Source organism: Nocardia sp. NPDC127526, from assembly GCF_042672265.1.
Taxonomy (GTDB): domain Bacteria; phylum Actinomycetota; class Actinomycetes; order Mycobacteriales; family Mycobacteriaceae; genus Nocardia.
Window position 1 is genome coordinate 158,875 of sequence record NZ_JBHXVO010000008.1, and the last position, 12,525, is coordinate 171,399.

9 protein-coding genes are annotated in these 12,525 nt (G+C 70.2%); 2 read left to right on the plus strand and 7 right to left on the minus strand.

Going from position 1 to position 12,525, the window contains the following annotated elements; all coding sequences use genetic code 11:
* Window positions 1-128: 128 nt before the first annotated feature.
* The 4 genes from ACFVIV_RS16950 to ACFVIV_RS16965 form a co-directional block, all read right to left on the minus strand.
* Entirely contained in the window at window positions 129-773 is a 645-nt protein-coding gene (locus ACFVIV_RS16950; protein ID WP_379197170.1) for an endonuclease, read from the minus strand.
* An 85-nt stretch (window positions 774-858) separates the two neighbouring features.
* A complete protein-coding gene (locus ACFVIV_RS16955) occupies window positions 859-1,722 on the minus strand; it encodes an RNA polymerase sigma factor (protein WP_379197171.1) in 864 nt (287 codons plus the stop codon).
* A gap of 149 nt (window positions 1,723-1,871) precedes the next feature.
* The gene (locus ACFVIV_RS16960; RefSeq protein WP_379197172.1) at window positions 1,872-2,744 is read right to left on the minus strand and encodes a haloalkane dehalogenase; all 873 of its coding nucleotides are present in this window, start codon (window positions 2,742-2,744) and stop codon (window positions 1,872-1,874) included.
* A gap of 73 nt (window positions 2,745-2,817) precedes the next feature.
* Window positions 2,818-3,327: a MarR family winged helix-turn-helix transcriptional regulator gene (locus ACFVIV_RS16965; protein ID WP_379197173.1), complete on the minus strand. Its 510-nt coding sequence runs from the start codon at window positions 3,325-3,327 to the stop codon at window positions 2,818-2,820.
* 111 nt (window positions 3,328-3,438) lie between these two features.
* Here ACFVIV_RS16965 and ACFVIV_RS16970 point away from each other — a divergent pair, with 111 nt between their 5' ends.
* A complete protein-coding gene (locus ACFVIV_RS16970) occupies window positions 3,439-5,127 on the plus strand; it encodes an MFS transporter (protein ID WP_379197174.1) in 1,689 nt (562 codons plus the stop codon).
* Between the two features lie 47 nt (window positions 5,128-5,174).
* Complete coding sequence (locus tag ACFVIV_RS16975; protein WP_379197175.1) at window positions 5,175-6,335, plus strand: zinc-binding dehydrogenase; 1,161 nt, start codon at window positions 5,175-5,177, stop codon at window positions 6,333-6,335.
* Between the two features lie 7 nt (window positions 6,336-6,342).
* Here the strand turns inward: ACFVIV_RS16975 and ACFVIV_RS16980 are convergent, their stop codons facing one another.
* The 3 genes from ACFVIV_RS16980 to ACFVIV_RS16990 form a co-directional block, all read right to left on the minus strand.
* Window positions 6,343-7,986 carry a dynamin family protein gene (locus tag ACFVIV_RS16980; RefSeq protein WP_379197176.1) on the minus strand — a complete coding sequence of 548 codons (1,644 nt, stop codon included), beginning with the start codon at window positions 7,984-7,986 and terminating at the stop codon, window positions 6,343-6,345.
* Window positions 7,987-8,213: 227 nt separating this feature from the next.
* Window positions 8,214-10,013, minus strand: a complete 1,800-nt coding sequence (locus tag ACFVIV_RS16985) for a dynamin family protein (RefSeq protein ID WP_379197443.1) — start codon at window positions 10,011-10,013, stop codon at window positions 8,214-8,216.
* A 75-nt stretch (window positions 10,014-10,088) separates the two neighbouring features.
* A complete protein-coding gene (locus ACFVIV_RS16990) occupies window positions 10,089-12,491 on the minus strand; it encodes an IniB N-terminal domain-containing protein (RefSeq protein WP_379197177.1) in 2,403 nt (800 codons plus the stop codon).
* Window positions 12,492-12,525: the final 34 nt, after the last annotated feature.

Below are 12,525 nucleotides of genomic sequence, written 5' to 3' on the forward strand. Positions count from 1 at the left end.
TCATCCCGGCGTGCTTTTGGCCGGGATCTCCAGCAATGCGGTGGATTCCGGCCAACCGCACGCCGGAATGACGGGACCGGCGCGCGGTACTGGGTCGTGTCCGCCGCGCGGCGGCAGGCGGGTCGCACTCAGCGGACGGCGGCGAGGACCTCCTCCGCGAGGTCGTGGTCGAGGGTGACGCGGACCAGGGCGGCGGCGAGGTCGGCGGTGCGGCCGTCGGGGCACAGGTCGTCCAGGGCTTGCGGGTCGGTGGGGAGGTTGAGTTCGGCGGCTCCCTTCAGGGCGCGTTCGTCGAAGTGCGGGCGGATCCAGGTCCAGGTGTCCTGGACTTCGCGGAGGAAGATCTCGGCGCCGGTCGGGCCGATGCCCTGGAACTGCTGGAGGAGCTGGGCCAGGCGGCAGGGCTGGTTGTCGGCTTCGGCCGCCAGTCGGCGCAGGTCGCCGTGGTATTCGTCCAGGAGGAAGGCGACATTGGCGCCGAGGCGGGTGGCGGTGGACTCGTCGTAGCGGCGGTAGCGGGCGCGGCCGAGGGCGTCGACCAGCTCCTGCCATTCGGCGTCGGCGACGCGGTGGGTGGTGTTGTAGCCGCTGCCGATGAGTTCGCGGGCGGCGGCCACGGCGATGTCGGCGGAGATCCGGGTGCTGAGCAGTTGGGAGAGGATCAGCAGCTGGAACAGCGGAGCGGGCTTGTCGGCCAGTTTGATGCCGGCTTCCCGGGCGTAGCTGGTTCCGGCTCGGTCGAGTAGCGCGCGGACGATTTCTGGTGAATGCATGGTGCACCTGCCCTTCCACCGTGCGCGTACCCACTGGCGGGCCGGGAATGCACGCTGCCGGGGCGGGAATGCCCGGAGCGGCGGTTCATTCCAGCAGGGGAAACCGGCCGGAGCGGAGCAGGCTGCCGATCGCCTCCATGCGCGCCCGCGGCGCCGCGTAATCCGGATGCGCGCCGATGACGGCGGCCGCATCGTGCAACCGCACCATCTGCCGTTCCGCCTCCTCGACGCTGCGCCCGCCCGGCGTGATCGGATGCGCCGCGAAGGCGGGGCGGCGCGGGTCCACGCGGCCGAGTTCCAGGGCCTTGCCCACCCGCCGCGAGCACTTGCAGAAGGCGTCCGGATTCGACAGCCCGCAGGTCCGGGTGAGGAAATTGCCGAGCCGTTTCTTGGCTCGCTCCAACCGCTTTCGATATGCGGCCGGGGTGGTGTCGGCGATCCAGGCGGCCTCGGTGGAATTCAGTTCGAACACATCGGAGAGTACGAAGGCGACGCGTTCCTCGCGGGCCAGGCATTGCAGCATGGCCTGGCTGCAGTTGAGCCGCACCTCGTGGGTGAGCAGCGTGGATTCGGGGCCGCGGTAATCCTCTTCCGCCAGGCCGTCTTTCAGACCCTCGCTGAACTCGTCCAGGCTGAGCTGCCGCGCCTCCTGCGGGGTCCGCCGGTTCAGGTTGATCAGATAGTTGACGCCGATCCGGTACGCCCAGGTGAGCAGCTTCGCCTCACCCCGCCAGGTATCCAGCTTGCCGACCGCCCGCAGCAGGATCTCCTGGGTGGCGTCCTCGGCGTCGGCGGGCCGCCACACCATGCGCAGCGCCAGCCGGTAGATGGGGTCCTGCAACTGCCGGACGATGTCGCCGACGGCGGTGGAATCCCCGGCCACGGCCCGGGCGACCAGGTCCCGTTCGGCGCTGTCCGGGCCGCGATCGCCGTCCGCTTCGATCTGCATACTGCCAGCCTCGATGCGCGAACCGCGCTCCGCAAGCCCTGAGTTCGAGTGCCGCACAGGCACACCGGAAAGCGCACCGGCACGCCGGAAAGGGATCGCGGGGCGCGATCCACTAGGTCCGCCCCGCGATCAGCCCTGCCACGGCGATTTCAGGCTACAACGCCGGACGTGGTGAGCGCGTGCCGCCGGATCCATTCCGCGACCGCGGTGCCGATGGCGTCGGGCTGGTCCTCGGGGCAGTGGTGTCCGGCCGGGCCGATATTCGCGAGCTCGACGGATGCGAAGGTCCGCGCCGCCCAGTCGATCACTTCCCCGGCCCCGAGGCCGACACCGTGCTCGACGGCCATGACCAGCTTGGGGATCTCCGGCGAGTCCGCCATCCAGCGGCCGTAGTCCTCGACGATGGCGACCACGTCGGCCGGTTCGCCGCCGAGCGGGAATTCGCGCGGCCACACCAGCATCGGCTTGCGCGATTCCGGGGTCGGGTAGGGCTTGCGGTATGCCTCGAGGGCTTCCTGGGACAGGTTGCGGGTGGAGGCGGGGAGGTTGAACTCGATGAACATATTGCGTTCGAGGACCATCTCCTCGCCCTCGGGGGAACGGAAGCGGCGGAACAGCTCCGCGCCCTGCGGCGGCATATCCGACCATTCGAGCGGGCGGAGGAAGGTCTCCACCACCGCGATGCCGCGCACCCGTTCGGGATGCCGTGCCGCCCAGTGCATTCCGAGCGCGCCGCCCCAGTCGTGGCCGACGATGACCACCTGATCCAGGCCGAGCGCGTCGAACCAGGCGTCGAGGTAGCGGGCGTGGTCGGCGAAGCGGTAGTCGCTGTCCGGCTTTCCGGAGTCGCCCATGCCGATGAGATCCGGTGCCAGCACCCGGGTTTCACCGCTCACATGCGGAATCACATTGCGCCAGATGTAGGACGAGGTCGGGTTGCCGTGCAGGAAGACGACGGGGATGTCACCGCTGCCGACGTCGGTGTAGTTGATGTACGAGTCAAGGATGTCGATGGTGGCCATGGGAGGTGTTCCTTCCGGGTGAATTGCCTTCACCTGGTTGGACACACCGAATCCGCGGCTGTGACTCGGCCTTTCAGTGACGCTCGTCACAGGGTGATTCGGCCCGGTCGGCGGTCAGGCCGGGATGAATGCCGGGCGTGAGCCCATTGCCGACGGCGACCCGCTGCAGCAGTTCGACCAGCGCGGTCCGCTCGCCCGGATCCAGCGGCGCGAGCAGTTCCGCGTCCAGCCCGGTGACCAATTCCTCCGCGCGGGCCAGAATCGCGGCGGCGGCCGGGAGCAGGTGCACGGCGTGCGCGCGCCGGTCGGTGGGGTGCTTGCGCCGTTCCACGAGTCCGCGTTTCTCCAGATCGTCGACGAGCCCGACCATCACATTGCGATGGATGCCGAGCGCCTCGCACAACTGCTGCTGCGAAAGTCCGTCATTGGCCTCGAGAATCCGCAGCGTGCCGAACTGCGGCGGTTTGATGCCGAGCGGGGCGAGCAGGTCGGTGAAGCGATAGGCGGTGTGACTTCCCAACTGCCCGAACAGGAATGCGGCGTGGTTGTACAGCGGCGGATAGCCGGGCGCGGTATCGGTCACCGACCCAGCGTACCTGAATGCACAATTCATGATTGCCATATTGCGGGATAATCACTTCAGGTGCATAGTTTGAGGCGTCGCCCACCCGCACCGAATCGAAGAGAGACCGCCGTGGACACCGACACCGACCCCACAACACTCGACCCCCGCCGCTGGATAGCCTTCGCCGTCGTCCTGGCCGCCGGGTTCATGGACCTGCTCGACGTCACCATCGTCAATGTGGCGATACCGAGCATTCAGAACGATCTGAAAGCCGAGTACTCGCAGATCGAATGGATCATCGCCGCCTATGTGCTGTCCTTCGCGGCGGTGCTGATCACCGGCGGCCGGCTCGGCGACATCTACGGCCGCAAGCGGTTGTTCCTGCTCGGCATGGCCGGATTCACCCTCGCCTCGGCGGCCTGCGGGCTCAGCACCGATCCCGCCATGCTCATTGCCTCCCGGTTCGCACAGGGCGCCATGGCCGGGCTCATGGTGCCGCAGATTCTGGCCATCATCCGGGTCACCTTCCCGAAAGCCGAGCGCGCCAAGGCCATTGCCATCTACAGCGGTGTCGGCGGTTCCGCGTCCGCGGTCGGCCTGGCGCTGGGCGGGCTGCTGGTGCAGTGGGATCTGTTCGGCCTGGGCTGGCGGCCGATCTTCCTGGTGAACATTCCGATCGGCATTCTCGGGCTCGTCGCGGCCGCCGTGGTCATGCGGGATTCGCGGTCGGCGCAGCCGCCGCGGCTGGACATCATCGGCATGGTGCTGGCCGTCTCCGCCGTGCTGCTGCTGGTGTACCCGCTCACCGAGGGCCGCCGATTGGATTGGCCCGCCTGGACTTTCGTCATGATCGCGGCCTCGCTGGCGGTCTTCGCGGTGTTCGGCGTCTACGAGCGGTGGCGAGCGCGCACCATCGGCTCCCCGCTCATCGATGTCGAGCTGTTCCGCTCCCGGCCGTTCACCGTGGGCCTGGCGAGCTGGCTGCTGTTCTGGATCGGCTTCGGCGGATTCTTCCTGGTGTGGAGCCTGTTCATGCAGGCCGGCCTGGGCTGGTCGCCCATGCGCGCCGGATTGACCTCGGTGCTGTTCGCGGTCGGCGCGGGCATCGGCGCCGGGGTCTCGGTGAGCGTGCTGGCGCCGAAGTTCGGCCGCTGGGTGCTGCTGGGCGGCGGACTGGTGACGATCGCGGGATTCGGGCTCTACGGCTGGCTGGCGGCGCGCTACGAATCCGATTTCAGCTCGTGGCAGATGGCCTTGCCGCTCATCGTGACCGGTATCGGCTTCGGGTTCGTGGTGGCGCCGACCATCGACATGCTGCTGGGGCAGATTCCCGGTCGCGAGGCCGGTGCGGCGTCCGGGCTGCTCAATACCGGGCAGCAGATGGGCATGGCGCTCGGCGTGGCGCTGGTCGGCATCGTGTTCTTCGCGCAGCTGGATAACGATTCCGGGCGCGGGGTGGACGCGGTGGAAACGCAGACCCGAGTCGAGCTGGCGACCGCCGGACTGCCCACGCCGGTGCAGGACGAGATTCTCGCCAATTTCCGGGCCTGCGTGCGGGATCGGTCCGCCGAGGTGGATCCGTCCGCGGTCCCCGACAGCTGCCGGACCGGCGACGGCGATCCCGCCCTCGCCCGCACCCTCGCCGAGGCGGGCCTGGAAGCCAATGCCGTGAACTTCTCGCACACCTTCGATTTCACGCTGAAATGGGGCATCGGCCTGATGGCCCTGATGTGCCTGGGCTTCCTCGCGCTGCCCCGGGACGCCCGCTTCGAATCGCACGAAGCCGAACTCGCCGATGCGGAGCCCCAGCTGGTCTGACTCCGGCAGAATCCAGCCTTGTCACCGTCTTTCGACAGGAGCGAGTCATGCGCGCAGTCACGTGTACCAAGGGCGAATTCCAGGTGGAGGAGCTGCCGGCCCTCACCCCGGGCCCGGGCCAAGTGCTGATCAACGTGCTGCGCTGCGGTATCTGCGGATCCGATCTGCACGCCCGCAGGCACTGCGACGAACTCGCCGACCTCGCCGCCGCCACCGGCTACGACCACTTCATGCGCTCGGATCAGAGCGTGGTCATGGGTCACGAATTCGTCGGCGAGGTGGTCGATTACGGGCCGAAGACGCGCCGCCGCTGGACCTCCGGCACGCCGGTGGTGGCGCTGCCCGTCATTCGCAACGGCCGGCAGCCGCAGCTGACCGGATTGTCGGCGGCGGCCTCCGGCGGCTATGCCGAGCAGGTCCTGGTGCAGGAATCCATGGCCTTCGCCGTCCCCAACGGGCTGCCCGCCGACCATGCCGCCCTCACCGAGCCGATGGCCGTGGCCTGGCACGCGATCCGCAAGGCGCGGGTCGACAAGCGCCGGCCCGCCTTCGTCATCGGTTGCGGCCCTATCGGTTTGGCGGTCATCGCCATGTTGAAGGCCGCCGGAGTGCGGACGGTCATCGCCAGCGACCTCTCGCCCCGCCGGCGCGAGCTGGCCACCCGCTGCGGGGCCGATATCGTCGTGGACCCGGTCACCGACTCGCCGTGGACCGCTTCGCCCAAGAAGTCCCGGATCAGCGGCGCCACCGATGTGCTCAATCTCGGCTTCGATGCCATGGAACGCCTGCGCGGCCTGCCCGGCCTCCCCTGGTGGTATCTGTTCCGGGCCGCCCACACCTTCAACCAAGGTCCTTCCGGTCCGGCCATTTTCGAATGCGTGGGGGTTCCCGGCATCATCGATCAGATCCTCGCGGGCGCGCCGCCGATGTCGCGCGTGATCGTGGTCGGCGTCTGCATGCAGCCGGACACCTTCCGCCCGGCGCTGGCCATCAACAAGGAGATCGAACTCCGCTTCGCCTTCGGCTACGACCCGGGCGAATTCCGCGACACCCTGCACATGCTCGCCGACGGCAAGGTGGATCCGGCGCCGCTCATCACCGGAACCGTCGGCCTCGACGGCGTGGACGCCGCCTACACCGCCCTCGCCTCCCCCGAACACCACGCCAAGATCCTGATCGATCCCCGCAGCAGCGTCGCGACCGTGTGAGAACGCCTCAGCGGTAGGGGCGCAGGCTCGGGAAGGGCGTGGTCGGCAGCTCGTGCAGGATGTCGAGCAGGCCCTCCGCGCTGCGGGCGGCGATCGAGCAGGCGGAGGCCATCATCTGATCGGCCAGCGGGTGACGGGCCCGCGACCGCCACTTGTGCACGGCGGCAAGGGCTTCCTCGCGCTGGGTCGCCAGATCGGTGTGGGCGGACAGGCCCAAGCGCAGATGCGGAGCGACGCCCGCGCCGCCGATGAGCCGATGCAGTTCGGCCAGATCCGCTGCGGGCAGCGGCAATTCGTCGGCCCGCAGATGACCGAGCAGGCGGAGTTCGGCGAAGCCGTGCACATCGGCGAGCAGGGTCCGCACGCGCGGAAGGAGCGCGTCGGCCGGAGTGCCCGGATTCGCCGCGAGAATCCGGGCGAGGGCGGTCAGGGCGGAGTGGGCCTTCAATTCCTCGGCGCGCTGGGCGAATTGGACGTCCAGGATGGTGCGGAGTTCGTCGAGCCCGGAGCGCGCGGTGAGCTCGGCGGCCAGCGCCTGGGAATCGCGGACCCCCAACCGGATGAGGGTGACGGCCAGGCGGATGCCGAACAAGCCGAAGCGGGCGGCCAAGTGGGCGCGCAACTCCGGCGGGACCGGGAGCGGCAGGTCGGGGCGCGCGAAGCGATCGGCGGAGAGCAGGGCCGCGCTCAGCTCGTCGACGGGCAGCGTGGCGAGTTCCTCGAAGGCCGCGTATTCGCGTTGCCGCAGGGTGGCGGCGGCGAAGGCGAGCAGGCCCGCGACCGGGATCACGGACTGGCACAAGCCGGTTCGCTCCAGCTCACCCGCGAACCGCGAGGCCACATCGCGGGCGGAATGCAGCGCGTCGATGCGGCCGGCACCGATCTCGTCGGCCCGGGACACCACGCCGATCACACCCAGCGGACCGGAGGTTCCGACGCCGGAAAACCCGTGCACCGCAGCCGATCCCATGGCATTCGACATGCTCCGCGATGCGCCGTGGCCGCTGTTTCCGCCCGCGCCGATCTGCTCGAGGAAGTCCACATCGGCGGCGTCGAGCCTGCGCAGCAGGTAGAGCACCGCGTCCGCACTGGGTAGCGCCGCACCTCCGCCCGGGGTGAGCAGCCGCGAGGTGCGCGCCGACACGTCGCGCGAGAGGGAGGAGATGCCGGGCGTGTCGATGATGGTGGTCTGTTCCAATTCGGCAGAGGGCCATTCCACCGCGAGATGGTCCACCTCGCGGGGCCGTGCCGAATTCCAGCGCAGCGCCGACAGATCGAAGGTGAGCCCGTGCGCCCCCGGCAGCCCCTCGGCCCCGCGCCCGCGCCGGACCACCACATCGGCGCGGGCGCCGTCCATCGAATACGCGGTGACCCGCGGGGCCGCGCCATTGCGGTACCAGGTGACCAGCCGGGTGCACTCGGTCGCGTCGGTGGGCGCGATGTCCTGCCCCACCAGCGCATTCAACAGCGTCGACTTACCCGCCTTGAGCTGTCCGGCCAGCGCCACCCGCAATGGCTGATCCAGCCGGCGCGCGCATTCCTCGAGCTGCGCGCGCACGCCCGGCTGCTGCGCGAACGCCCGCCGCGCCGCCGCCACGAGCCCGCGAGTCTCGGGTCCCAGCCCGAATCCCGGTCCCGCTTCATCCCTCATCGGCTCCCGATTCCGAAGCACGCCTCACCTCCAGCCATCGCAAGGCATTCGCCCGAAACCCGCCCCGCGTTATCACTCCCCGCCCGGCCCGGGGCGGCTGCTCGGATGTCTGCCTCGTCATTCCGGCGCGGTTTTGGCCGGAATCCACCACGTGGTGGGAGATCCCGGCCAAGAGCATGCCGGGATGACGGGGAGGACCGATGACGGGGAGGGCCTCTGCCCCCCGGCTACCCGTTCAATTCCCGCTGGGGTTTGGGCGGGGTGAGGATGGCGTCCGCCTGGCGGCGGAGTTCGGCCACCACGCGCAGGCGGCGCTCGAGTTCGGCGCAGCGTTCGGTGCGGCGGGTGGATTCGACGGTGGCGGCCTGCTGGGCGGCGCGCAGGGATTCGTCGAGGGAGCGCAGGGTGCGGTCGGCGATGGCCGTGAAGTGGTCGCGCAGCAGACGGTGAATGCGGTGCAGGCGGTCCTTGGTCTCCTTGGCGGTGTGGAAGGCGACATCGTCGAGATAGCGGCGGACCGCGATCTTGGCGTCATTGCGGCGCTTGGCCAGGCGGGCCTGTTTGTCGTCACGGAAGGCCTTGCCGCCGAGGATGGCTCCCGCGCCCAGGGACAGCGGATTGATGAGGGCCATGCCCGCGAGCGTGCCGACCAGACCGACCATGACCACGCCGCCGTAGGAGCCCTTGACGCCCACCAGCACCTTGTGGGTGAAGCCGAGGTCCGGTTCCAGATCCGCGAGGGTGCAGGATCCGGCCCGGGATGCGTTGTCCTCCAGGTTCTCCCGGACGTCGGGGAGATCGACCGTGCCGAGTTCGGTGAAATGGGTCGCCACCTTTTCGGCGAGGCGGACGGTGCGGGTGCTGGTCCACAGCAGATTGTCGCCCACGGCGGTGCCGACGGTGGTGGTCAGCCATTCGTCCATGCTGTCCCAGTGCCGGCCCGGATCGTGGTCGTCGATCCAGTCCTCGGCGGTGCGGGCGATATTCCGGAGGCGATTGCGCAGGTCGTGGTCGATATCGCCGGCCAGGTCGGTAATGCCGTCGGCGAGGGTCTGCTGCCAGGCCGCGGTGCGGCGCTGTAGTTGCTCCGCGGCGGATTTGGCGGAGTGCAGTTCGCGGATGGCGGCCGCGCCGCGTTCCGGATCGCGCAGCGCGACCAGCTCGCTGCCCAGCGCCAGGGCCAAATGCTCTGCCGCCGAACCGATATCGAGGGCGACCGTGCGCCGCATGGCGGATTGATCGCGGGCCACGACCTGGTCGCGCAGGAATTGGAATACCGGGCCGAACCCGGATTCGCGGCCGAGCTGCTCGTCCTGCAGGCGCAGCGCGTGCGTGCGCAGCACGGACGACACCGGCAGCATCGCCACCTCGAGACCGGCGGTGCGCAGATGCCGTTCGTTCGCCTCGAACACCTGCCGCCAGTGCGGATACAGGTCGATCTTGGTGAGCAGCAGCGCGACCGCCGGGCACAGTTCCCGCACCTGGCGCAGGAAATCCATTTCCGGATCGGTGATCTCCGTGGAGGCGTCGGTGAGCACCAGCACCGCGTCGGCGGCGGGGGCCTGGGCGAGCACCGCCGCCCCGCCGCCGCTGCCGTGCGTGCCCAGTCCGGGGGTGTCGGCGACGACGATCCCGTCGGCCAGCAGCCGGTTCGGCATCTCGATCTCCACCCGCAGCACCGGCCGCCCCTGGGCCTGCGGGGCCCGGGCGGTGCCGGCGCCGATCTCCTCGACCGGCACCGGCACCCGGGTGGTCTCGCCGCCCTCATTTCCGGCGAGCACCAGCTCCGCGCGCGCTTGCGCGCCGTGGGACAGCAGCGCCGTCACCGTCGTGGTGGTGTCATCCCCCACCGGGCAGATCTCCAGGTTGAGCAGCGCGTTCACGAACTGGCTCTTGCCCTGGTTCCCCAGCCCGGCCACCACGATCCGCCGCCGCGGATCGCGCACCCGCCCGGCGAGCGTCTCCAGCCGCCCGACCAGATCCCCGCGTTGCGCGTCCCGCGCCACCGCAATGGTCTCCGACAGCATCGACAGCAGCGGATGCGCGACCACAGTCCCCGACACAGCGATTCTCACCGATCCTTCAACTACGTTCAGCGGACATCAGGAGTGCAGCATGTCGCCCACGACATCCCCGCCCGCCCCACCACCGAACTCCACCCCGCCCTGCACCCCGCCATCCGCGAACAATCCCCCATCCAGGCCGCCCTCCACCCCGCCCCCGAACGCCTGCGAAACATCCACCCCCGCCCAAGGATTCGCCCCCACCGAAACCCCGGCCTCCACCGCACCCCCGCCACCCACACCGACCTCGACCCCATTCCCCACCGAAGTCTCCACCCCCGCAACCGCATTCCCCACACCGGTCAACCCGGTCTCCACACCGCTACCCAGCTCAGCACCCACCCCGGCCGCACCGCCCAAACCGGCCTCGAGCCCTGTGCCGACCGCCCCACCTGCGTTCGCCGCCGCATCGAGCCCACCGGAGATTCCAGCGTCGAGCCCCGAACCGAGCTGCGCGCCAGCGCCCACGGTGGTATCCACAGCACCCGAAAGACCGGTCTCCAGTCCGGCCCCGACCTGCGAGCCCAATCCCAGCCCCGCGTCGACCCCGCCAGAAATCCCAGTCTCCAAACCACTTCCGAGTTCCGCACCCACCCCGGCCGCACCGTTCAAACCAGCCTCGAGTCCCGTGCCCACCGCACCGCCCACGTTCGCCGCCGCATCGAGCCCACCGGAGATTCCAGCGTCAAGCCCCGAACCGAGCTGCGCGCCAGCGCCAACAGTGGTATCCACCGCACCCGAAAGCCCGGTTTCCAACCCACTTCCGAGCTCAGCGCCCACCCCTGCGGCGCCGGACAGACCGGCGTCCAGCCCGGTACCCAGCACGCCGCCCGCATTCGCGGCCGCATCCAGCCCGCCGGAGATTCCAGCGTCAAGCCCCGAGCCGAGCTGCGCGCCAGCGCCGACGGTGGCGTCGACCGCACCCGAAAGACCAGCCCCCAAACCGCTTCCGAGCTGCCCGCCCGCTCCGACGACCGCGTCGACCGCTCCGCCCAGCCCCGTTTCCAGTCCGGCACCTACCTGCCCACTGGCATCCACAGCCGCACCAAGGCCCGCACCGAGACCGGTTTCGAGACCGGCACCGACCTGTCCACCGGCATTCACAGCCCCACCGACAGCTGTGGACAACCCCGCGCCGAGATCCGCACCCAAACCCGTTGCCGCGTCAATGCTTCCACCGAGTCCGGCTCCTACCTCGATACCGGTGTCGAGGGCCGCCTCGAGGCCCGCACCTACCTGCGCACCAGCACCCACGGCCGCACCGAGACCCGCATCGAGTCCGGTTTCCAGTCCGGCACCCACCTGCGCACCGGCATCCACGGCCGCGCCGAGGCCCGCACCAAGACCGGTTTCCAGTCCGGCGCCGACCTGTCCACCGGCATTCACAGCCCCATCGACAGCTGTGGACAACCCCGCGCCGAGATCCGCACCCAAACCTGTTGCCGCGTTGATGCTTCCACCGAGTGCGGCTCCTACCTCGATACCGGTGTCGAGGGCCGCCTCGAGGCCGGCCCCTACCTGCGCACCGGCATCCAGGGCCGCGCCGAGGCCGGTTTCGACACCTGCGCCGACCTGTCCACCGGCATTCACAGCCCCATCGACAGCTGCGGACAAACCGGCGCCGAGGCCCGCGCCGAGTTGCGCGCCCAAGCCTGTTGCCGCGTCGATGGTTCCGGCGAGGCCGGTTTCGAGGCCGGCTCCTGCCTGGAGGCCGGTGTTCAAGGCGGTCTCGAGGCTTGCGCCCGCTTGTGCGCCGGCGTTCACGGCCGCACCGATTCCGGCGGACAGGCCGGTTTCGAGGCCTGCGCCGAGTTGGGCGGCCGCGTCGATCGCGCCGCCGAGGCCGGTTTCCAGGCCGCCGGTGAGGGCGGTGCCCGCGCCGAGAGCCGCGCCGAGACCGGCTTCCAGGCCGGCGGCGGCGTCGGCGGCCGCGGAGACGGCGGTGCCGAGGCCCGCCGACAGGTCCGCGCCGATGGTGGTGGCCGCGCCGACGACGCCGCCCAGGCCGGTGGCGAGGCCGAGGTCGAGGCCCGCGGCGAGGTCGGCGCCCAGGCCGACCTCGGCGCCGGCGCCGATATTCACGGCGGCTCCGGTCGTCCCCGCCGCGACCGTGCCGAGGTTCACTCCGGTGGCGCCGTTCGCGCCGAGCGCACCGTTGAGGCCCGCGGCGCCATTGAGACCGGCGGCGCCATTCAGTCCGGCGGCGGCCCCGGCTTCGGCGGCCGCGCCGGCGCCCGCGGCAATGATGGCGGACAGCTGCGAACCGCCGGCTACCAGCGCGGATTCGGCGACCATGGGGGCGACGGCGGCAATGTCCTCGGGGGTGACGGCGCCCAGGCCGGCGGCGGCGAGGGCTTCGCCGGGGGCGGTGCAGTAGGCGGCGGCTGCGTCCTGATCCCGCAGCAGGTTGAGGATGAACTCGAGAATTGCGTTGGGGCTCATGGTTAATCGTCTCCTGGATGGGCGGGTCCGGTTG